22 protein-coding genes are annotated in these 23,370 nt (G+C 35.7%); 9 read left to right on the forward strand and 13 right to left on the reverse strand.

Annotated features, from left to right (window positions below; genetic code table 11):
• Positions 1–106: 106 nt before the first annotated feature.
• The 8 genes from AACL18_RS00345 to AACL18_RS00380 form a co-directional block, all read right to left on the reverse strand.
• Positions 107–1,645 carry a PhoPQ-activated protein PqaA family protein gene (locus AACL18_RS00345; protein ID WP_339050594.1) on the reverse strand — a complete coding sequence of 513 codons (1,539 nt, stop codon included), beginning with the start codon at positions 1,643–1,645 and terminating at the stop codon, positions 107–109.
• Positions 1,642–3,405 carry a tetratricopeptide repeat protein gene (locus tag AACL18_RS00350; protein ID WP_339050596.1) on the reverse strand — a complete coding sequence of 588 codons (1,764 nt, stop codon included), beginning with the start codon at positions 3,403–3,405 and terminating at the stop codon, positions 1,642–1,644. Before AACL18_RS00350 ends, AACL18_RS00345 begins: the two co-directional genes overlap by 4 nt.
• A complete protein-coding gene (locus AACL18_RS00355; RefSeq protein WP_339050598.1) occupies positions 3,398–3,889 on the reverse strand; it encodes a SixA phosphatase family protein in 492 nt (163 codons plus the stop codon). The genes AACL18_RS00350 and AACL18_RS00355 overlap by 8 nt, the downstream gene beginning before the upstream one ends.
• A gap of 34 nt (positions 3,890–3,923) precedes the next feature.
• A complete protein-coding gene (hspQ, locus tag AACL18_RS00360; RefSeq protein ID WP_339050600.1) occupies positions 3,924–4,244 on the reverse strand; it encodes a heat shock protein HspQ in 321 nt (106 codons plus the stop codon).
• Positions 4,245–4,253: 9 nt separating this feature from the next.
• Positions 4,254–5,039: an exodeoxyribonuclease III gene (xth, locus tag AACL18_RS00365; protein ID WP_339050601.1), complete on the reverse strand. Its 786-nt coding sequence runs from the start codon at positions 5,037–5,039 to the stop codon at positions 4,254–4,256.
• On the reverse strand, positions 5,036–6,160 hold the full coding sequence (locus AACL18_RS00370) for a cation diffusion facilitator family transporter (protein ID WP_339050602.1): 1,125 nt from the start codon (positions 6,158–6,160) through the stop codon (positions 5,036–5,038). The genes xth and AACL18_RS00370 overlap by 4 nt, the downstream gene beginning before the upstream one ends.
• Positions 6,160–6,387: a sulfurtransferase TusA family protein gene (locus tag AACL18_RS00375; protein WP_339050603.1), complete on the reverse strand. Its 228-nt coding sequence runs from the start codon at positions 6,385–6,387 to the stop codon at positions 6,160–6,162. The genes AACL18_RS00370 and AACL18_RS00375 overlap by 1 nt, the downstream gene beginning before the upstream one ends.
• A gap of 84 nt (positions 6,388–6,471) precedes the next feature.
• Positions 6,472–7,512: a tRNA (5-methylaminomethyl-2-thiouridylate)-methyltransferase gene (locus tag AACL18_RS00380; protein WP_339050604.1), complete on the reverse strand. Its 1,041-nt coding sequence runs from the start codon at positions 7,510–7,512 to the stop codon at positions 6,472–6,474.
• A 123-nt stretch (positions 7,513–7,635) separates the two neighbouring features.
• Between AACL18_RS00380 and AACL18_RS00385 the strand changes: the two genes are divergently transcribed.
• Positions 7,636–7,818: a hypothetical protein gene (locus tag AACL18_RS00385; RefSeq protein ID WP_339050605.1), complete on the forward strand. Its 183-nt coding sequence runs from the start codon at positions 7,636–7,638 to the stop codon at positions 7,816–7,818.
• A gap of 4 nt (positions 7,819–7,822) precedes the next feature.
• Here the strand turns inward: AACL18_RS00385 and AACL18_RS00390 are convergent, their stop codons facing one another.
• Genes AACL18_RS00390 through AACL18_RS00400 form a run of 3 tightly spaced genes read right to left on the reverse strand, consistent with a single transcriptional unit; the run spans position 7,823 to position 10,783 of the window.
• Positions 7,823–8,992, reverse strand: coding sequence for a PLP-dependent aspartate aminotransferase family protein (locus AACL18_RS00390; RefSeq protein ID WP_339050606.1), 1,170 nt, complete (start codon positions 8,990–8,992; stop codon positions 7,823–7,825).
• Complete coding sequence (locus AACL18_RS00395) at positions 8,989–10,176, reverse strand: aspartate aminotransferase family protein (RefSeq protein WP_339050608.1); 1,188 nt, start codon at positions 10,174–10,176, stop codon at positions 8,989–8,991. The genes AACL18_RS00390 and AACL18_RS00395 overlap by 4 nt, the downstream gene beginning before the upstream one ends.
• A 22-nt stretch (positions 10,177–10,198) precedes the next feature.
• Positions 10,199–10,783, reverse strand: coding sequence for a superoxide dismutase (locus tag AACL18_RS00400; protein ID WP_339050609.1), 585 nt, complete (start codon positions 10,781–10,783; stop codon positions 10,199–10,201).
• Between the two features lie 179 nt (positions 10,784–10,962).
• On the opposite strand from AACL18_RS00400, the gene grxD reads away from it, so the two are divergent.
• The 8 genes from grxD (at position 10,963) to panC (ending at position 20,829) form a co-directional block, all read left to right on the forward strand.
• The gene (gene grxD, locus AACL18_RS00405; protein ID WP_339050610.1) at positions 10,963–11,286 is read left to right on the forward strand and encodes a Grx4 family monothiol glutaredoxin; all 324 of its coding nucleotides are present in this window, start codon (positions 10,963–10,965) and stop codon (positions 11,284–11,286) included.
• Positions 11,287–11,894: 608 nt separating this feature from the next.
• Entirely contained in the window at positions 11,895–13,319 is a 1,425-nt protein-coding gene (locus AACL18_RS00410; protein WP_339050611.1) for an LbtU family siderophore porin, read from the forward strand.
• 267 nt (positions 13,320–13,586) lie between these two features.
• A complete protein-coding gene (locus AACL18_RS00415) occupies positions 13,587–15,011 on the forward strand; it encodes an LbtU family siderophore porin (RefSeq protein ID WP_339050612.1) in 1,425 nt (474 codons plus the stop codon).
• 222 nt (positions 15,012–15,233) lie between these two features.
• Entirely contained in the window at positions 15,234–15,962 is a 729-nt protein-coding gene (locus tag AACL18_RS00420) for a TerC family protein (protein WP_339050613.1), read from the forward strand.
• Between the two features lie 146 nt (positions 15,963–16,108).
• Complete coding sequence (locus AACL18_RS00425; RefSeq protein ID WP_339050614.1) at positions 16,109–17,629, forward strand: LbtU family siderophore porin; 1,521 nt, start codon at positions 16,109–16,111, stop codon at positions 17,627–17,629.
• Between the two features lie 188 nt (positions 17,630–17,817).
• Positions 17,818–19,020, forward strand: coding sequence for a bifunctional phosphopantothenoylcysteine decarboxylase/phosphopantothenate--cysteine ligase CoaBC (gene coaBC, locus AACL18_RS00430; RefSeq protein WP_339050616.1), 1,203 nt, complete (start codon positions 17,818–17,820; stop codon positions 19,018–19,020).
• A gap of 260 nt (positions 19,021–19,280) precedes the next feature.
• A complete protein-coding gene (gene panB, locus AACL18_RS00435; RefSeq protein ID WP_339050617.1) occupies positions 19,281–20,066 on the forward strand; it encodes a 3-methyl-2-oxobutanoate hydroxymethyltransferase in 786 nt (261 codons plus the stop codon).
• Positions 20,050–20,829: a pantoate--beta-alanine ligase gene (panC, locus tag AACL18_RS00440; RefSeq protein WP_339050618.1), complete on the forward strand. Its 780-nt coding sequence runs from the start codon at positions 20,050–20,052 to the stop codon at positions 20,827–20,829. Before panB ends, panC begins: the two co-directional genes overlap by 17 nt.
• Positions 20,830–20,857: 28 nt before the next feature.
• Here the strand turns inward: panC and AACL18_RS00445 are convergent, their stop codons facing one another.
• Complete coding sequence (locus tag AACL18_RS00445; protein WP_339050619.1) at positions 20,858–22,975, reverse strand: bifunctional (p)ppGpp synthetase/guanosine-3',5'-bis(diphosphate) 3'-pyrophosphohydrolase; 2,118 nt, start codon at positions 22,973–22,975, stop codon at positions 20,858–20,860.
• A gap of 18 nt (positions 22,976–22,993) precedes the next feature.
• Entirely contained in the window at positions 22,994–23,236 is a 243-nt protein-coding gene (gene rpoZ, locus AACL18_RS00450; RefSeq protein WP_339050621.1) for a DNA-directed RNA polymerase subunit omega, read from the reverse strand.
• Positions 23,237–23,370: the final 134 nt, after the last annotated feature.

The raw sequence follows: 23,370 nt of genomic DNA on the forward strand, positions 1-23,370 counted from the left end.
CATTAATAGCTCAAAAATACTCATTTACTTCGTGTAAACCCTGTTTTTTCGCGGTTTTCGCGTAGCGGATGACTACACTCATCACTTTAGGAACAGAACCTAAAATTTATTCAGCGATATTTTCATGCCCAGGTGTTATCAATAGACACATTCCTTGAGGTGGCATAATTTGGTTTTTTTTAGGATAAGTATCTGGCGATATAAAAATAGGTGTGCTTGCTCGTAAACCATCAGGAAAATCTAATTCGACATACGATGCGCGCCAACCTTGTTTAACGTTTGGAATTATTAATTTGCTCTCTTGCTCGTTTACTATTATATCCGTTGGTTGATAATGAATTGCACAGGAGTAACGAAAATCTCGGGTAAGGGGATTATTTGCAGACCATACTATTATTTTTTCAGGTTTTTCAGAATAATGAATTTTTAATTCACCAGTCGTTTTCCTATTCCAAGTAATGATCGGTAACGTTTGATGAGAAATAATTCTTTTATAAAAAGCGGATAATGTAGAAGCTAATTGCGAGATCGAAGAGGAATATTCTACATAATGAGGGGAGTTCGGTAAATAAAATAATAACTTCTTTCCTGATAATGCTTGATAATAATATTGAGAACTATCGGGTGGAAAAAAATCATCTCCACTTGCATTAATAATATATTTAGACATCTCAGCTAACTTTTTTTGATAAGCTGTGTCTGTAAAGTAAGTGAAAGGATCCTCTATTTGTAATAACTTTAAATAATTTCTGAAAAAAGGACTTTTGGGGTCAGCATATTCAGGTATGTATTGTTGATAATAATCCTTCAATGCTATCGGCCAATGCTGAGCGTAAACTTTATAAATATGTGGTAATTGTTTTTTTAGATTTAATACATCAACTACAATGGGAATCATTGCAATAACTCGATGATCAAGCAAGGCAGTCATCCATGTCGCCCATCCGCGTTTTGAAGCGCCTATGACTACAAAATGATTGATGCTTATATGATGTTCCAGTAATATATTTTGTGCTAAGGTCATGGCTTGCTGTGCAGCAATTGCCATAGGAATATGTAAGGGATAATAAGCTAATTTTGGATTATGAATAAAACGATTCCAGGTAAAAGCAATAATTTCATCTTCTTTTAATTGTTTATCGTTGATAGTTAAATATTGATTAGGATCATCTTTAAGTACAACAACAATATTACGTTGAATTAATTGACTAATAATTTTATCCGGAGTGTTGTTTCTTGTTATATTAGAATGGATATATCCACCAGTAATATAAAGAGCAGCCGTATGAACATTAGAATTTTCTTTAGGAATGAAAATATCTACTTCGTGCTTCCAAGCATTGGGCGTAATGATATCTGGAATACCCATCTGGAAAACTTTCGGCCAAATAAGTGATACGAAACCATATCTATATTGAGTGTATTGATTTGTTTTTTCTTCGCCTAGATAACTTAATTGTGAAGTGTGACTAGGTAATATCTTTCCAGCACAGGGCAATACATGATGAGGATGTTGTAATAGATAAAGAGTATTTTCGCAGTTTTTCAAATCCAAAGGAAAAGCATAAGTTTTTATTGCAGGATAAAAAAGAGGTAAAGAAAACAAAATTAAACAGATTAATTTTTTTATAGGTATATATTTCATAAGTTTACCATTATTTTTTTCTGAAAAATAAATAAGCCTGTCTGAATAGCTTTATTTTCTTGCTGACGACCTACTATATTTTTATAATTTAAGAGTGTTAACTGATTTTTTTTAGCTAATTCTCTTACATAAATTTCAGCATGTTGATATCGGCCATTAGCTTGTAAAGTGTATGAAGAGAAAGCTTGCTCAGAAAGCTCAATAGAGATAGCCAACAAACCATTAGCAGTTAAACAATGTAAAGTTTTAGTAAAAAACTCACTAAGTTTGCCAAAATATACTAATGTATCGATACATAAAATAAGGTCAAAATTCTCTTTTGATTCAGCTAAGCTATTCAAAATATCATTTTCTATTAAGACATCATAACACGCTTTTTCTTTAGCTTTATTAAGCATATTCGGTGAAATATCTATACCAGTTATTTTTTTAGAAATATCAACGAAACAACGACCACTAAGACCGGTACCACAACCTAGATCTAAAAGATTATATTTTTTTTTCTCCAAAAATGGATTTAATTGTTTACGCAGTAGTTCAGGTGTTTTATAGAGTAATACGTTTTGCAAATGCGCATCAAATTGATAGGCGTAATTGTCAAATAAATTTTTAATATAATCTAAAGGGGCGGTTTCAGGTAGAGATTGTCGAGTGAGTGCACTAATCATATAATTAGCAATGGAATGTTTGTTGTTTAAATTTAAAATGGTTTGATAATGGGTTAAAGCAGTAACTGGATTGTTAAGTTTTAAATAAATGGCAGCAAGATTACAATGAGTATCTATTTGTGTATCATCTATAGTCAAAATCTTTTTTAAATCATATTTGGCTTCATGCAAATTACCAATCAACATTAAGCTATGTGCTCGGTTAAAAAGCGCCTCTATATTTAAAGGATCTAAATTTAGATATAAAGAATAATGCCATATGGCTTCTCTTAATTGATTGTTTTGTAATAAAATAGCTGCAAGATTGTTTCTTGCGGTTTTATGCTTAGGATCAATAATGAGTGCCCGTTTAAAATAATCGATAGCTACATTAATTTGCTCTTTTTTTAACATTAGAGCACCGAAATTATTTAATAATTCTACTGAATTTGGATCTAAATCGAATATTTTTTGATAATGATAATGGACTTTTTCTAGATCTTGATTTTGCCAATAAATATTGGCGAGTTGCCAATGTCCTTGAATAGAATTTGGATGTAAGTTTATTACATTTTTAAATTGAGTTATTGCAGCATTTTTTTCTTGTTGAGCTAAAAATACTAAACCTAAATTAAAATGTGCTTCCAAGTAGTCCGTTTTTATATCGATGGCTAGAATATAATGTTGCCGAGCCGCATTTAATTGATTTTGTTTATAAAATAAACTCGCTAAATTATTATGAACTTCAGCATAGTGTGGATTTAAACGCAAAGCAGTTTGATAATGTGTTAATGCGAATTCAAATTGATTTATGTTTTTAAAAAGATTTGCTAAATGAAAGTGAAAACGTGTTGAATCGGGTTGAATAGATAAAGCGCGTTGTATCCAAGCAATCGCAGTCTCCCATTGCTCTAATTCAGAAGCAAGCATACCTAAAGCATGCATAGTTTCTACATGATCAGGCTGTATGTTGAGTATATATTCATAAATATCTCTAGCATATTTTACATTGCCTGATTCATGGGCATTCAAAGCTTGCTGAAAAAGAACTTCAATAGTAGGAAGATTTTCAGCTTGGACTAACTGTGCCATTTCATCATGTGTATTATTCATGTCCAGGCTCGATGAAAAACAGTAACGATCCTTGTTTAGTCAGTAGATCATCCCATTTTTCAATATCAAAATTTATTGAGATTATACCTGCGGGAGGCAAAATGATAGATTTTGTAGTTAAACATAATTTGTGGGCCAAGCAACTTAATGTAGGATTATGACCAATTATGAAAGCCTGTTGAGCTAAATTTAACAATAAAAAGGCTTGTAAAATAGTTTTGATATCGCCTGAATATAGTATAGGACTAATCTTCAGCAATCTTGGGTTTATTTTTAATTTTTCGCAGAGAAGTTGAGCTGTTTGTATCGCACGTGTAGCTGGGCTACAAAGCAAATAATCTGGCAAGATTTTTTTTTCTATTAATTGGTTTGAAATATTTTCAATTTGGCGAAGACCAAATGGAGTGAGAGTCCGATCTTTATCACTTTCAAAAATCTGTTGCGGATAGGTTTCGGCATGTCGAATAAACGTCAAATTTTTCATAATTCAGTTTTTTATTAATCAATTATATTGTTGTTCAATTGCTATATCGACGACGATAGTAGACACCATTTTCAAAGTTATCAAAAAAATAATCTAATTCAGGATGTTCAATTGGATCTAATGTATCGTCCTTAGTTAAATTCATTTCGGCTGCATATGCATGATGAACAGAGCCATGAACTAAAATATGATACCAAGGTTGGTTTTTAGGAGGATTTCCGGGCGCGTTTTTGCTATACCAAGCATCATCTCCTTGAAAGCCAGCATCAGCGTCAATAATGACACCGCGATAGCCAAATAAACTATGCTGAACAATTTCTCCGATTCCAAAACGTGCTTTTATAGGCTCCCTCATAAATAAATCCTAGTTGATATTTTGATAAGTTGCTATGACGGGAACGTGATCCGACGGTTTTTCCCACAATCGTATTTCTTTATCAATTTCGCAAGCAATACATTGAGAAATTAAAGCATTACTGCTTAATATATGATCGATACGTAAACCATGATTTCGTCGAAAAGCACCAGCCCTGTAATCCCACCATGTGTAATAACCGGGCTCATTATTAAATAACCGAAAACTATCCTTTAACCCTAAAGCCAATATATCATTTAAAGCGTGACGTTCCTCGGGACTAACTAACACTTTGTCTTGCCAAATTTGCGGATCATGAACGTCTTTATCTTCCGGAGCGATATTAAAATCTCCTAGTACGATTAAATGTGGATGTATACTTAATTCCTGTTGTAAATAATTTTTTAATTGCTTTAACCATTGCAATTTATAGATAAATTTTTCAGACCCTACATTTGAACCATTAGGCACGTAAACGTTGACAATACGTATAGATCCTATATTTACCACTAAAATACGTCGTTGTGTATCATCAAAGTCCGGCAAGAAAGTCATTTCATTTTGCATGGGAATACGACTAATGAAGGCAACACCATTATAGGTCTTTTGGCCATTATATAAGATATGGTAACCCGCTTTTTTAAATGGCTCTTCAGGAAAATGGTGATTTTCAACTTTCGTTTCTTGTATCGCAAGCAGGTGAGGTTCATAGGAAGTCAGCCATGTTAAAACATGTTCTAAACGTACGCGCAATGAATTAACATTCCAAGTGGCAATTTTAAATAATTGAGTCATTTATAATAAAAAATTTTAATATCAGTGATAAAGCTTTCGGTTGCTGTAATTTTTTTTAATTTAGTTTCTAAGTCATTTTGTTTACTGAATTCAATCGGTAATTTCAAGTCAATCGTGATTTTACTTTCCAAATAATGAAAAGCAGCTGTTTTAATTGCTATTTCTGGTAGTAAATGTTGCCAATGTTTCTGCAAAATTTTTTGTAATGTAGTTCGATTAGGTAAATTATAAGAAGGATTAGTTAATTCATCATCTTCTGTATCAATATGCACGGTAACATCAGTAATATCTGGAAATGATGCAATCAAACGTTTATCGACTTCTTGGCCTATATAATGTCCTTCTGAAACACTAATAAAGGGATCCACTAAAACATGAACATCACAAAAGATGGATCCTGCAATTGAGCGGGTGCGAAGTTGATGAATTGCTTTTACACCAGGGATTTCCTTTATAAATAATTTAATTTTTTCAGTTTCTTCTATGCTGAGAGCGGTATCAACTAATTCACGAATACTATGCCAACCAAAATCCCAAGCCATTTTTAAAATCAATAATCCAACAATAATAGCTGCAACAGCATCTAATTTAGGGAAACCAAGCCAAGCTCCAATCACACCTAAAGCAACGGCTATAGAAGAAGCTGAATCACTACGATGATGCCAGGCATTGGTCATTAACAGTCTGGATTTAATTTTATTTGCTATCTGTTTGGTCCAGAAATAAAGTATCTCATTGAGCACAACTGAACTAAGAGCAATCCATAAAACAATTTGAGCTGGCACGATATGGACATGAACCGCAGCGATAGTATTAAAAGCGTTTACAATGATAGCAAAAGCTGCAATAGCTAAAATTAATGCTAAAAAAACGGTAGCTGCTGTTTCAATACGACCATGTCCATAAGGATGATCCTCATCCGCCGCTTTATTGCCAAATTTTGAGGCAATAATAACAACGCTATCAACAATTAAATCAGATAGGGAATGAATTCCATCAGCTAGTAAGCCATGAGAATGACCAATAATACCAAAGATTATTTTCAATCCCGCTAATAGGATATTTTTTAATCCACCCCACAATGCGATAAAGCGTGTTTGTTGATAGCGAGAAGTCTTCATTAACAAGTACCTATTTGTATCGACATGAAAATTTCTCGACATTGTGTGCTACTAGACAGTAAATAGTGACCATGGATGCGACACCAAGCTGAAATATCAGAGAGGCTACCTTTATCAGTACATACGACCTCTAAAATATCACCAGGATTTAACTTTTTTACGTATTCTTGTACCTTAATAACAGGTAAAGGACACAGTAAACGTCGAGCATCTAATTGGTGAGTCATAATCATTGGTTTTTGTAGATAATCTATATTAATTTATTGGGATTAGACTTGCTTTTAATAAAATTCTTTTCTTAGAAAATAAGATTAGCCCGAAATATACCACTCTTTAGGGATCTGATCTGCAGTAAAAGGGTTAACCTCCACTGTTTGCACAGAACCACTCAATGAGCAAATTTCCAAAGTTACCTTATCATTGGATTTAGCGTCGGTAAAGCGAGCAGCGATTTTTGCGGCATAATGGATGTATTCAGCATTAATTTTACCATCAATTAGGCTTAAAGGACCTAGATGACTAATGGGCTTTATCGAGGTATATTGATGTTGATAGGCTTCAAGGAAATGATTTTCACCTTCATCCCTGCCAATAATGAGCTTAAAATCGGGATTGGGTCGAATGTGCCGACCTACTTTCAGCAAGATGATATCATCAAATTCATAGTCTTTTTTTCCTCGATGCGTCCACAGATCTCTTAGTTTTTTTGTGTAATGACCGTTAGTTAAAAAACAACAGCCTCCAGCAGGCTGTGCATATTCTTGAAAATCAAATTTTCTTGCTAAATCGAATTGAGGGTTACGACTACGACCAGAAAATCCCTGAAGTTTCTCACGATCTACCCACCCCTCACGTTCTACCAAAGTGGGTGCTAATAGTTTGGCACAAAGTGGGCGTAATAGAATGCCGTCTGCTTTAGATTCATGCGCGACTATAGGCATATTTCTTTTAAGTTGCGATTTCGGACGCTGACCAATGACCTCTCCAGTAATAATAAAATCAAAGTGATTTTCCTCCATCCATTGCTTGGCCCTATTCACCATAAAAATTTTACAATCGAGACAAGGATTGAGATGAGCGCCATAGCCATGTTTAGGGTTCAAGACTATCTGTTTATAGTCTTGAATAATATCAATAATATGTAATTTAATTCCTAATTGTTCAGCAGCCCATAACGCGTTGTTGCGTTTAGGTTTGCTAGGTTGTAAATTACGAATAGCTCCTGTATGTCCCTCAATGCAAAATCCAGTATAAAAATTAATACCTTCAACATAAATCCCTTGTTCTTGGATAACACGGACGGCAAGCATAGAATCCAAGCCGCCAGAAATAAGAGCAACTGCTTTTTTCATAATCGAACCATTCAGAAATTAAATACAAAATGTACTTGTTGATTTAGTAAGCTATCACGACATCTGCTCAAATCCTTACTAAAAGAATGTTCTACATTTGATGAGGGTATAGAAGGTCCTCGGATGGGACCGAATCCAGCGGGCATCGTACTGGAAGGGGTCCTGGCTTTCCCAGGAATAATTTTAAAAGTAAATGGTTCTGACGAAATTAACCACCTATCAGAGCTTGGACTTGAATGGCAAGCTAACAAAAATAAAGAAAAAAAAAGTAATAAAAATTTACTTTTATGCATAATAAAAAAATAAATTTTTAGAATGTTAATCCATGTTCAAGATCATCAATAAGGTCTTGGGCAGCTTCTATTCCTACTGATAAGCGCAGTAGACTATCAGTAATGCCAAGACGCTCACGAGTTTCTATAGGTAAAGCAGCATGCGTCATAATGGCAGGATGATCAACAAGACTCTCTACACAACCTAGGCTTTCTGCCAATTTAAATAAACGACAACGTTCAACAAAATGACGTGTTTCTTCTAAATTTCCTTGCAACACAAAGCTTACAATCCCTCCGAAGCGGTTATGCATTTGTTTTTTAGCTAATTCATGTTGAGGATGACTCGCTAAGCCAGGATAAAAAACTTTTTCAACCATATTGTGTTGCTCCAAAAACTGAGCAATTTTTAATGCGTTTTCACAATGTCTTTGCATACGTAACGCTAAAGTGTGCAAGCCTCGCAAGGCAAGGAAACTGTCAAAAGGACCTTGTATGGCCCCCATGGCATTTTGTAAATAAGTTATTTTCTCAATTAATTCAGCATTCTCACCGACGACTACAATACCTCCGACCATATCGGAATGTCCATTCAAATATTTTGTGGCAGAATGGACAACAAGATCACAGCCCAATGTTATGGGTTGCTGGGCCCAAGGAGTTGCAAACGTATTATCAAGTACAGTAATTAATTTATGTTGGCGAGCAATTTTTACTACTTGTTGTATATCAACTAATTTTAATAAAGGATTAGTCGGGGATTCCATCCATAATAATTTAGTTTCAGGTTTTATTTGCTTAATTAAATTATTTAAATCAGTCATGTCCACATATGAAAAATTTAAATCTGATGATCGTTGCTTAATTTGATTAAATAAACGTACGGTGCCACCATATAAGTCATCCATACCTATGATATGATCGCCGGGATTTAATAGCTCAAGTAGCGTATTAATAGCCGCCATTCCAGAAGCAAAAGCAAATCCTGCCTGACCATTTTCTAAATCGGCAATACAACGTTCGTAAGCAAACCGAGTAGGATTGTGAGTTCTGGAATACTCAAAGCCTTGATGTACCCCTGGGCTTTTTTGAACGTAAGTTGATGTTGCATAAATGGGTGTTATTAAAGCACCAGTACTTGGATCAGGTATTTGTCCAGAATGTATGCAGCGAGTGGCAAATTCTAATTTTTTTTCACTATTTTTCATAAAGATGAATTATAAAATTCGGCTATGGTTTTAATTAAACGCAGGCAAATTTCATCCGCTTCAGCTTCTTGTAAAATTAAAGCAGGTAGAAGACGAATCGTATTATTAGAAACGACATTAAAAAGTAAATGATGTTTTAATCCAATTCTAGGGATGTTACGACATTCAACATCAAGCTCAATACCTAGCATAAGCCCTTGTCCTTTTATAGTGACGACATGTGGATGGTTATCAAAACTATTTTGTAATTTTGAAAGCAAATAAGCTCCAATTTTTTTTACATGCGCAGAGAATCTTTCTTTTTCTAAGGTATTTATAACTGTAATTGCAACGGCACAAGCTAATGCGCTACCAGCAAACGTAGAACCATGTTTTCCAATGGGAAAAATATTATTTGCTTTTCCACGAGAACAATAAGCTCCAATAGGAAAGCCATTGCCTAAGGTTTTTGCAATAGTAACTATATCAGGTAAAATATTATAAGTTTGGTAGGCAAACCAAGGCCCGGTACGGCAAAGGCCGGTTTGTATCTCATCGAGTATCATCAACCAATCGTGTTGGTCACAGTAATCTCGAATAGCTTTTAAAAAATTGGACGTGGCTATTTTAATTCCACCATCTCCTTGAATAGGTTCTAACATAATTGCGACTATATTTTTTTTATGTTTTTTTATAGCATTTTCTAATGCAACAACATCATTAAATGGGATATGGATAAAACGTTCTAATAAAGGTTCAAAACCAATTTGTAAACGCTCGCTGCCAGAAAGGCTTAAAGTTGCCATGGTTCTGCCATGAAAAGCATTTTTCATGGCAATAATGATGGGCTGATCGATCCCTTTTTTGCGGGCATAAAGTCGCGTCATTTTGATAGCCGCTTCGTTTGATTCTGCGCCTGAATTAGAAAAAAAAACTTGATCCATTCCAGATAGTCGCGCCAGTTCTGACGCTAATATTTCCTGTTCCGGAATATGATAAGTATTTGATGTGTGAATTAATTTTGCAGCTTGCTTGCAAATTGTCTCAGTGATTGCAGGATGAGCATGTCCTAAACCGCAAACTGCAATACCTGCTAAAGCATCTAAATATTTTTCACCTTGAGTATCTGTCAGCCACACTCCTGAGCCTTTTTCAAAGGCGACAGGAAGTCGATTTGGATAAATAGGCATCAAGGCAGATGTCATAGTTTTTTTCTCAGTTAACTTGTTATTTTTCGAAATTTTCAGCAACAAAACCCCAATTCACTACTTCCCAAAATTTTTCAAGATATTTTGGGCGTGCATTGCGGTAGTCAATATAGTAAGCATGCTCCCAGACATCACAAGTAAAAAGACAAGATTTGCTATCCTGGATAGGAGTTTGTGCATTACTCGTTGTTTTTATCGTCACCCCCTGCGCATCTTTTACCAGCCAAGCCCATCCAGAGCCGAATTGTCCAATGGCGGCCTTAACAAAATTTTCTTTGAATTTATCGACAGAACCAAAGGTTTTATTTATTGCATCTTCTAGAGGCCCTTTCAACTTGTTTTTTGGTGCTTCGGGTGTCATACAATGCCAATAAAAGGTATGATTCCATACTTGAGCAGCGTTATTAAAAATAGGGCCTGGAGGGGCTTTTTTGATAATTTCTTCCAGAGATAAAGTTTCGAACTCTGTACCAGGAATTAATTCATTCAGTTTGTCGACATAAGCTTTATGGTGTTTGCCATAATGATATTCTAAGGTTTCTTTTGAAATAACGGGTTCCAGAGCATCTAAGGCATAGGGTAATGGGGGTAACTCATGTTTCATGGGGGTATCCTATTTTTATCGATTTGCTAAAATTGCTAGTACCAGTTTAAAATCCAGATAATGATAAGGCAAGCATTTAAATATGGCTAATTGTATTTTCGTTAAATAGTTTTACCTAGAAAATCTGAGCGTAGTTTTAGATTAAAATTACCAAAATATATTATAAATGAGGAAAATAAATGTCTATTACTGAAGTGAATACCTTAGAAACAATTAAGCAACAAATTGCGAAATACCCGTTGATTCTCTATATGAAAGGAACTCCCGAAAATCCTTGTTGCGGTTTTTCGGCACGAGTAGTACAAATTCTAAAAATCTGCAGTGTAAAATTTGCACATGTTGATGTACTTGAAAATAGTAATATCCGTCGCGAATTACCACAATATTCTAACTGGCCAACTTTTCCACAGCTTTTTTACCAAGGAGAGTTAATGGGTGGATGCGATATAGTTGAACAGCTTTATAAAACTGGCGACCTACAAAAAAAATTATCAGAAACTTGATTTAAATTGATTTAGCATCTATTTTCCTTTAATTGGTAAGTTTTCTTTATAGTTAAGGTAGTAAGGCGTATTTTATAATGAAACCATTGACATAGGTCATGGTGTTAGGTATAAAATGCAATAGCTATCTGGTCTTTAAGAAAAGCTATTTTCAGCACTAATAACAAAGTCTTGTACCTTCCAAATCGCTGAAAACTTAAAAAAACAAAAAACAAATGTTTGTAAAACGGTTCTGGTAAACCGCTAAGCAAGTCTCCGTTTAGAGTTTGCGAAACTGTAAATTTTAAATTTACAGCGGTGCCAAGACCAGGGTTGTTTAATTTTCGCCGATATCGCTTTTATAAAGCAGGAATGGAAATTAAACAGCCTTGGTAGGAAATAACAAGGGATAAGTATAAATAAATTGTTTTTGAATTATTTTTATGAACGTAGCATATTCCAACTTTTATCGGTGTGTTGCGGGCATGAAATTAAAGAAGTAATAGATTTTTGTAAAACTAATTTTTTGTTTGAATCGACAAACTAGTTTGTCGATAATAGAAAGCAAAAAATTTAGCTTTAAATAAGTCTAATGTTGAGTTAACAACCTATTAAGGAGATGGATGAGTATGAAACTCAAAGCGATTGTTGCTTCACTTGTAACACTTGGGCTTAGCGGTCCTGTATTAGCGATGCAGCCGTATATGATGGATACATCCTATCAAATGGATGTAATGCGTTATCAAGTCAATAAACTTGATTCGATCCTTGACCGAAATCAACCTGGCGGATTTGATCAACCTTGTGGTTGGACTTGCCGCATCAATGTCAGTGGTTGGATCAATGCCGATGCTTATTTAGCGAATAAGCCACCGGTTTTTTGGGAACCTAACCCAGCATTTAACCCAACCATTCCGATAGATCCAACTTCGATACCACCTAACGTATTAACTCTTCCAACATCCGGTCGAGCCAGTGATCTATTGCTAAATAATGCGAATTTATTCGTAGATGCTCGAGTGAATAACTGGGTGACGGCGAATATGTCGGTGGTCTATAGTTCTTTATCAGGTCTACCAGGTTCAACGGGGCCTTACAATATTGCTAACTCACTTTTTGTGTATCATCCGTTGAATCGAACCTCAATAGATACCGCGTATGCGACTATTGGTAATTTCCAAGCTTCACCTATTTATTTTAGAGTGGGTAAAGAATACATCCCATTTGGTGCCTATGACCCTTATGGATTTGTAACACAAGAAAACCCAACACAATTATTCACTGAGATTACTTCAACTGCTGCGCAATTAGGATTTATTGCACCAGGTGGTTTCTATGGTTCCTTATACACCTTTGCGGGTAATCCTAAGATCTCAGACGGTGGTTCTACACGTCGTATTCAAAACGGTGGTGTGGATTTAGGCTGGGGTTGGAGAATGTTTAATAGTAAGTGGAATTTAAATGCAGGTTATATTGCGAATATAGCGGATTCAAATTTCTTATCTTCCTATTATCTAAATCAGATTGTTGAGGGAACAACGGTTCCAGGTTTACCGAATGAAAAGGTACCGGCTTGGAACGTGAACGCAGATGTGACCTTCGGACCTTTTGATGCAAACGGTCACTATATTGCGACCACTCGTAGTTTAGCAAATCCAATCTTTTTAAGCGGTAATTCTTCACCAGGATTTCCCGTGTTAACGAATCCGCCCGCGCAGTTAGGTAAGCCTAACGTCTGGGGTTTAGAAGCAGGATTGACATTCCCCGTGATGGCGCATCAATCACGAGTAGCGATTGGTTATCAAAAAACTACACACTTAGCAACTTTCTTGCCACAGCGTCGTATCTATGCGGACTATATGGTTAATTTAGCCAAATGGTTTGATGTGGGTATAGCGATATTTCAAGACAGAGACTACAATATTGGCGAAGGGGCTATTATTAACAACACTAATGATGGTAATGCACCACCTATTGGAACTATCATACATCAAGGTGCAACCGGTAATAAATCTACAGTTGGCCAATTACGTGCCAGCATTAAATTTGCTTAAATTGTATAACAAACTTAAGTAACATTAAGCCCGCATTAGCGGGCTTTTTTTATGGGACACCATACAAATAAATTTATCTTATTGAGATAGTTATAAAGTACTGCTAAGATAAACACGATTTGAGCTTATTTTATCTATAATAATTTTTCATAGATAGAAAAACAAATCTAAGAAAATCTTGTAGCAGTTTAAAAGATTATTCTTCTTAGGTTTGTCAAGAAAAAGCGATAGATGGAGTTAATTAATTATACAAGGAGATGGTTTAGGATGAAACTCAAAGCGATTGTTGCTTCACTTGTAACACTTGGGCTTAGCGGTCCTGTATTGGCGATGCAGCCGTATATGATGGATACATCCTATCAAATGGATGTAATGCGTTATCAAGTCAATAAACTTGATTCGATCCTTGACCGAAATCAACCTGGCGGATTTGATCAACCTTGTGGTTGGACTTGCCGCATCAATGTCAGTGGTTGGATCAATGCCGATGCTTATTTAGCGAATAAGCCACCGGTTTTTTGGGAACCTAACCCAGCATTTAACCCAACCATTCCGATAGATCCAACTTCGATACCACCTAACGTATTAACTCTTCCAACATCCGGTCGAGCCAGTGATCTATTGCTAAATAATGCGAATTTATTCGTAGATGCTCGAGTGAATAACTGGGTGACGGCGAATATGTCGGTGGTCTATAGTTCTTTATCAGGTCTACCAGGTTCAACGGGGCCTTACAATATTGCTAACTCACTTTTTGTGTATCATCCGTTGAATCGAACCTCAATAGATACCGCGTATGCGACTATTGGTAATTTCCAAGCTTCACCTATTTATTTTAGAGTGGGTAAAGAATACATCCCATTTGGTGCCTATGACCCTTATGGATTTGTAACACAAGAAAACCCAACACAATTATTCACTGAGATTACTTCAACTGCTGCGCAATTAGGATTTATTGCACCAGGTGGTTTCTATGGTTCCTTATACACCTTTGCGGGTAATCCTAAGATCTCAGACGGTGGTTCGACACGTCGTATCCAAAATGGTGGTGCAGATTTAGGCTGGGGATTTAGATGGCTTAATAGTAAATTCAATGTAAACGCTGGCTATATTGCGAATATAGCGGATTCAAACTTCTTATCCTCCTATTATCTTAATCAGATTGTTGAAGGTACAACGGTTCCCGGTTTACCAAATGAAAAAGTGCCTGCATGGAACTTCAATGCCGATGTAAGCTTCGGACCTTTTGACGCGAATGGACATTATATTCAAACAACACGTAGTTTAGCGAACCCTATCTTTTTAAGTGGTAACTCAGCACCAGGAATGGCAGTGTTATTAAATCCACCCGCACAGTTAGGTAAACCTACCGTGTGGGGCTTAGAAGCCGGATTGACGTTCCCAGTGATGGCGCACCAATCACGCGTGGCAATTGGTTATCAAAAAACTACACACTTAGCAACTTTCTTGCCACAGCGTCGTATCTATGCGGACTATATGGTTAATTTAGCCAAATGGTTTGATGTGGGTATAGCCGTCTTCCAAGACAGAGATTACAACGTTGGTGAAGGGGCTATTACGAGTACGGTTGCACCTGATCAAGTACAACCGATTGGAACCATAGTACATCAAGGTGCAACTGGTAATAAATCAACGGTTGGTCAATTACGCGCCAGCATTAAATTCGCTTAAACGATTTGCAGTTTAAATCAAATAGCATTAAGCCCGCATTAGCGGGCTTTTTTGTTGGTGGATAAACAAAATTTTGCTAATAATTTATCTATGGTGACTATTTAGTTTGTTTTTTTCTTTGAAAAAATTCATTAAAATCATCTGCAACTTTACAGTTATAGTATCTTTGTTACAACCGGTTATTTTATGGTTTAGTAGCTAAAATTCTCCTGAGGCTAATTTATGTTTGAATTATTTTTTTCTCCGGAAGCTTGGATTAGTTTACTTACTTTAACAGCTTTAGAGATTATTTTGGGTATTGATAATCTGGTTTTCATTTCTATCGTAACAAATAGGCTTGCGCAATCTCAGCAACGTTCAGCTCGTCAATTTGGTTTATTACTCGCCTGTATAACACGCTTACTTTTATTGGCAACGCTTGCTTGGATGACTAAGTTTACGCAGCCGCTTTTTACTCTGGTAGGGCATGTTTTCTCAGGAAGGGACTTAGTTCTTATCCTAGGAGGATTATTTTTACTTGCAAAAGGGACCAGTGAACTTCATTTTAATGTAACTACTCCGACAAAAAACAAAAGCAGTCTACATCGGTATTCGCGATTTTCGATGGTTATCATTCAAATTATGTTTTTAGATATTATTTTTTCATTGGATAGTGTGATCACCGCAGTAGGAATGGCCCAAGAATTTATAATTATGGCCTTAGCTATTATTATCGCAATTGCATTAATGATATGGGCAAGTGGCCCACTAAGTCATTTTATTAATATCTACCCGAATCTAAAGATTCTCGGTTTAAGTTTTTTATTATTAATAGGATTAGTACTAGTAGCTGATGGATTTGGGATGCATGTACCTAGAGCTTATCTGTATTTTGCTATTGCTTTCTCTGTATTTGTAGAATGGTTAAATATTCTGGCTAACCGGTGGCGACAGAAGAAAAATTCGAATTAGGGGGTTATTTCTTAAAACTTCTAACTGACATTAAAAGGGATGGAACCCTTAAATAGGCCTGACCCTAGGTAAATTAGGCTTGCATTCATCACTTTTTTTTGATACATAGGGAACTTAATACTTATTTTAATAATAAGGTGTTCCTCATGCTAAGTAACAAATATAAATTAACGACGCTTATGGCAGGTGTGTGTTGGTTAAGTTTACAAGGAAATGTTGCATTAGCTAATGAAACCAACCAGACAAGTAATGACAATGAAATTAGAAGATTGTCGCAACGGACTCAAGCCCTAGAATCCGAGCTACAGCGCGTGCAAAATCAAGTGGCCACCTTGCGTAGACAATCAAACCAGACAGCAGTTTCCAATACTACTGAAACAGCTGCACATCAAAGTTTGGTTACTTCTTTGCATCCTTTTTTTATTATAGGTACTCCAGTTATTAGTTCGCCTTATATAGGGATCAACTCAGAATATAATGCTTCCGATTTAGTCGTTAATCAGCCTTATGTGAATGAGGATTTGTATCTACTACAACAAAGAAAACAAATTTTTAACTATTTACAACAAAGTGGACATCAACTTTCAGATACTCCTGTTATCAATTTAAGCGGAAAAATAGAATCGCAAATTTATCATACCAATCATTTTGGTAATTTTCAAAATAACTCGGCCACAGATATTGATTTGACTGGCATCGAATTAGATACTGAGATTTTAGTCAATCAATGGGTAACAGGACTTATTGCGTTCGTTTATGATAATACCCCTCCAACAGATATGTCGCCTAGACGAATTGATAATTCTCGTGTTCTTTTAGAACGAGGATTTTTAACAATAGGAAATTTAGCTAAGTTTCCTCTGTATGCAACTATGGGTCAGTTTTATGTGCCATTTGGTCAATATTCATCTTCGATGATTAGTGATCCATTTACTAAAACCTTAGGTAGAACTAAAGCTAGAGCTCTGGAGCTAGGTTTTTCAAAACAATTTAATGATGAAAATGATTTAAATTTATCGGCTTTTATTTTCAGAGGCCCAAGCCGAACTAGCCTAGATAATAATGGTCTACGAAATTATGGTGCCAATGCTGAATATATTTTCACTAAGCCAAAATGGAATATTGATATAGGAGGAAGTTATATTCGTAATATTGCAGATTCTTTAGGTATGCAACATAACGGTAACAATGGCCTTGGAAATTTTGAAGGATTTGCTACTAATAATAATACTGAGTTAATGAACCCTGTGTCAGGGTTGGATGCACGCGGAACTTTAAGCGTGGGTGCTTTTAGCTTAACTAGCGAGTATGTTACCGCTAGCCGCTCATTTGCACAGTCAGTATTATCCATTAATGGGCAAGGTGCTAAGCCAGCAGCTTTTCACACAGAAGCGGCTTATAAGTTTGATGTCTTAGAAAAACCAAGTGCAATTATTATTGGATATGATCAATCAAAGGATGCCTTAGGTTTACTTTTTCCTAAGAAGCGTTATATAGCCACTCTAAGTACATCTGTTTGGAAAGATACCATTGAAAGTTTAGAATTTCGTCACGATATTGACTATAGCGCAATGGATGTTGCCACTGGTCAATCCGGCTTTAATCCCATTAATGGAACAGGAAAAAGTGGTAATACAATTACTTTACAAATAGGTTTATATTTTTAAAAAACATACTCTGCGCACTTGATTTTTTGGCTATGTTGACGTTCAATTCACAATCCTCATGTATTTTGAATACATTCAGATGTTTTACTACGCAGTCCATTCTAAAAATCCAATTTGCTGTGAATAAAAATTAAAATGTTACAAAAAGGGGCATTACTTTTAATGCTCCTTTTTGTTATTCTAAACCAATGAACAAACGCATATTATTGGGTATTACAGGTAGTATTGCTGCTTATAAAACTCCGGAACTTATTAGAAAACTCAAAGAACAACATCATGATATCAGAGTTGTTTTAACTTCTTGTGGCAAAGCTTTTGTAACACCTTTGACACTGCAAACAGTTTCACAACACAAAATATATGAAGAACTTATAGATGTTGAAGCTGAAGCTGCAATGAGTCATATTGACCTTGCACGATGGCCCGATTGTATTTTGATAGCTCCTGCGACAGCACATGTGATTGCTAAATTAGCTCACGGTTTTGCTGATGATTTATTGAGTACATTATGTTTGGCGTCCAACACACGTTTAATTATCGTACCTGCGATGAATCAAACGATGTGGTTTAATCAAGCAACGCAAGATAATGTTAATACGCTTAAAGAAAGGGATTGTTTATTTATAGGGCCTGGAGAAGGGAGTCAAGCCTGTGGAGAGTTTGGTTTAGGGCGCATGCTGGAACCTTTAGAGATAGTGGACTCTTTATCAAAAGTATTTATCAAACCCTACTTATACAAGCAAAGAATTTTAATTACTGCAGGTCCGACTCAAGAATGTATCGATCCCGTGCGCTATTTATCAAATCGTAGTTCGGGTAAGATGGGATTTGCTTTAGCCCAGGCTGCCATAGAAGCGGGTGCTGAAGTTACACTCATTAGTGGACCAGTCGCTTTAACACCTCCAAGGAAATTGAAATTTATATCAGTGAAGACTGCCAACGAAATGCTATCGGCTGTGAAGCAGGAAATTAGTCAACAGACGGTTTTTATAAGTACTGCTGCTGTCGCAGATTATCAAGCTGTAAACCCAGCGTTACACAAAATTAAAAAATCGAATGCACCGTTAACTTTACAACTAAAACCTACCATTGACATTTTGAATACTGTCAGTCAAATGCACTTAGAAGCTAAACCTTTATTGGTTGGTTTTGCTGCAGAAACTGAATATACCTTAAAATTTGCTGAAGAGAAGCGTAGGAGTAAAAACATAGATTTAATGGTGGTTAATGATGTTAGTCAAGGGGATATTGGTTTTGATAGTGATAAAAATGAAGTAACTGTATTATCTTCTGATGTTCCTATCCACTTAGCGCGTGCACCTAAACAATTAATAGCCCAACAATTACTGCAAATAGTGGCGAATCGTATGCATAATACTGCAAAATGCTAACATTCTCATAATATTCTTTTATTTCTTTAATAGTTGCAAAATGCAAAGAAATACTTTTTTGATCCTACGATCATTTCCAAAAATACAACTATATAGGCGGATTGCTTGATAATTGAACATTAGCACTTTAAACTATGTCGTTGCTCCTATTCCTGGTGAAAGGAGACAGTAATTTTTTTTTCAAAAAGCAATGAGGACTTGATCATGCGACAGGTACCTAATGTTCAACGCTATTGTTATCTCTTTTTGGTGACTAGCGCATGAACGTTCTAGAATTTACTAAAAAAAAAATAACTAAAGAAAAAATCGTAATCTTAACTTGTTATGATTATAGTACCGCAAAAATCCTTAATGATTCTCCGTTAGATGCATTATTAATTGGTGATAGTCTTGCCATGACTATGCATGGGTTTAAAGATACCGTTATGGCTACAATGACTTTAATGGAACTTCATACTGCTGCGGTATGCCGAGGTGCTCCTTCTAAATTTCTCATTACCGATCTTCCTTTTTTAAGTTATCGCCGATCATTAAGTCGTAGTGTCATCGCTGTACGAAGGCTTGTGCAAGCAGGTGCACAAGCTGTTAAATTAGAAGGTGCAGCAGGAAATCTTTCCTTGATAAGGCATTTAGTCGAATCAGGTATTCCAGTTATGGGTCATTTAGGTTTAACTCCCCAATTCGTTCATAGTTTGGGTGGATATAAAGTTCAGGGAAAAACCCATACGCAGGCAGAGCGACTTAAAGAAGATGCCTTTGCTTTAGAGCAAGCGGGTTGTTTTGCCATAGTTCTTGAGTGTGTTCCAGCACAACTGGCAAAAGAAATAACAACTTCACTAAAAATTTCAACAATTGGTATAGGAGCTGGTGTTGATACTGACGGTCAGGTTTTAGTCTTGCAAGATTTATTAGGACTCAATCTGGATTTCAAACCAAAATTTGTTAACCACTTTCTTAATGGTAATCAGTTGATTCGAAAAGCAGTGGATCAATATAGTCATTCTGTTAAACACAAAGAATTTCCTGGTTATGAACATAGTTACTAATCTTGAAGATTGGCAAACCATAAGGAAAAAAAATAATAATAAAAATATAGGATTTGTTCATACCATGGGTCATTTGCATGCAGGACATTTAAGTCTTTGTGCCCGTTCTCAGGCTGAAAATGATTTGACTATAGTAGCTATTTTTGTAAATGCTAAGCAATTTAATCAAATAGAGGATTTTATACAATATCCACGTAGTTTAGATGAAGATATTGTTTTACTAAACAAGCAGAAAGTAGATTATTTGCTATTGTTAGATTCTGAAACTGTTTATGCTGATAATTATCAAATTCAAATTCACGATACCAGTGATCTTAGCAAAGAATTAGAAGCAAAGTTTCGTCCGGGACATTTTATTGGGATGTTAACAGTGGTGTTAAAATATTTGAATATTGTAAGACCGACCCATGCATATTATGGCGAAAAAGATTATCAACAATTATTACTCATCAAAAAAATGGTCCGAGCACTTTTTTTGGAAACAGAAATCGTTGGTTGTTCAATAATTCGTGCAACAGATGGTTTAGCTTTAAGTTCGAGGAATACTCGCTTGAGTTTAGAACAACGCGCGAAGGCGAGTCATTTTCCAACAATTTTAAAACTAGCTCCAAGCTCAAAAGCTGCTGAGAAACAATTAAAAAACAGAGGGTTTAAGGTCGATTACGTTGCGGATCATTGGGGAAGGCGGTTAGCAGCAATTTACGTCGGAGATATTAGGCTAATCGATGCTTTTCCTATTAGATCTTCACATTTGAATTTTTGACTGTGTTAGTAAAATTTAGGATAATTTTTTATAAAGAAAGATGACGACTAATTTTTATTATACATTGGATTGTACGTAAAAAACGGATGACTTTGGCTAAATGTTTGCGATTGAATACTGATAAAGTAAAATGAATAATACTATGTTTTCTATCGCGACTTTCTACTTTAATATTTTCAATATTAGCATCGGCTTTAGCAATGTTATGTGTTAATAATGCTAATACACCGTGTTGATTAATAGTTTCAATATAAATATCAGTTTTAAAAAAACCGTTAGTTTGTTTTTCCCATTGTATGGAAATGGCGCGTTCAGGATTTTTTTTAATAAGTCGCGCTGCATATTTACATCGTTGTAAATGCACTGTAAGACCATGCCCGGCATTGAGTAAACCTATAATTTCATCGCCTGGGATAGGTCGACAACACTCGGCAAACTTGATTAAACCATTATCTGCATTTTTTAGAAACAATGGTAATGAATTAATTTGATTTTTAAAATTGGGTTTCAAACTACATAATGAATAACCGACTAAAGCAGGGTGTATATAACCGAGTCCAATAGCTTCGAGTAAGTTTTCCAAAGAATCGTATTGAAACTTTTGTAAGGTCTTACTTAAATTTTTAGAGTTGATATTTGTACTATCCTGTCCTAAAGGAGTTAAATTGTTGTCCAGCAGGCGCTGGCCTAGTTGTACTGCTTCATTATGTTGCTTATTTTTGAAAAATTGTCTGATATGACTACGAGCGCGTCCCGTTGCTACAAACTCTAACCAGCGTGAATCAGGAAAAGTTTTTTGATCAGTTATGATTTCTATTGTTTGACCACTTTGTAGGTGGGTGCTGAGTGGTACTAGATGCTTATCAATTTTAGCAGCAATACAATGGTTCCCAATATCAGAATGAATTGCATAAGCAAAATCGATCAAAGTTGCTTTGTGAGGGAGTTCAATGATGTCACCTTTAGGAGTAAAGGTATATATATCCGTGGGAAAAAGGTCGATTTTAACTGTCTCCATAAATTCTAAGGAACTAGGAGTCGTTTGTTGAATATCAAGTAAACGTTTAAGCCATTCTCGTGCTCGTAAATGTGGACGAAGTTCGTTAGCTTTAGTTTTTTCTTCTAACCAGTAACTTACAATGCCGTGATCAGCACCATTATCCATCATAGTCGTACGAATTTGTATGTGAATTGAAGTGGCAGCAGGGCCAAATAAAGTAGTATGTAATGCTTGATAACCATTCGCTTTAGGAAGTGCGATATAGTCATGGAAATGATCCGGCAGAGGTTTAAAAAGGTTATGCACAGCACCCAATACGCGATAGCAACTATCAATATTATCTACAATAATACAAAAAATAGGAACATCAATGATCTCATTAAAGGCTAAATGATTTTCCCGCATTTTTTTATAAATTTGATAAAGATGCTTTTTTTTATGCCAAATAGTATGAAAAGGTAAATGATGTTTATCTAAACACTCTTTTAAAGCGGATTCTATTTTATGGATATTTGTTTTATGCTTGCGACGATTTTTTTGTACCGTTTCTTGTAATATTCGATAGCGCCATGGATATAGATTTAAAAAACAAAGATCTTCTAATTCTATGCGTACTATATGCATACCTAATCGCTGTGCGATAGGGGCGTAAATATCTAGTGTTTCTTTAGCAATACGATGACGTTTTTCTACAGAAACTGCAGATAATGTGCGCATATTATGCAAACGATCAGCTAATTTTATGATAATAATGCGAATATCTTTTGCCATGGCTAGCAGCATTTTACGAAAATTTTCTGCTTGAGCTTCAGCGCGACTTTGGAATTGAATTTGGGTCAGTTTACTCATCCCATCAACAAGTTCAGCTATTTCATTACCAAATGTCGTAGTTAAAACAGTTTTTTCAATAGGAGTGTCTTCAATCACATCATGTAAAATTGCAACGTTTATGGTTTGAACATCCATGCGCATTTGAGCGAGAATTTTAGCAACCGCAATTGGATGGCTAATGTAAGGATCTCCACTATGGCGTTTTTGGCCAGAATGGGCCCTAGCAGCAAATTGATAAGCGTTATAAACTTGTTTTATTTGCTGAGGGGATAGATAGGCTTGTAGTTCTTGTTTGAGGTCACTAAACATGTGCATGCAAGCTCCCCCGGCTTTTTAAAAGCCCATAGATTGTGATCCACTTATGCCGCCAATTTCCTCATTTGATTTTTCTCCTGCTGCATTGAGTTTTCCATCAGCGATTTCTCTTAAGGCTATCACCGTAGGTTTGTCGTTTTCGGGATCAACCATGGCCATGCCGCCTTTAGCAATTTGCCTGGCCCGTTTCGAAGCTATGATGACTAATTCAAAATGATTTTTAACCTTCTTTAAACAATCTTCTACAGTTACGCGTGCCATATGAATTCTCTATTAATTGAGCGAAATTGAACCTAATACTATAACATTATTTGGCTATATCTATACTATATTTCCCATAAAAGTATAGCTTTTCCCTTAATTTCTCGGGTGTAAGTTTCAAAATCCTTCTCATA

The sequence above is a fragment of the Rickettsiella endosymbiont of Xylota segnis genome (assembly GCF_964019545.1).
Lineage (GTDB): Bacteria > Pseudomonadota > Gammaproteobacteria > Diplorickettsiales > Diplorickettsiaceae > Aquirickettsiella.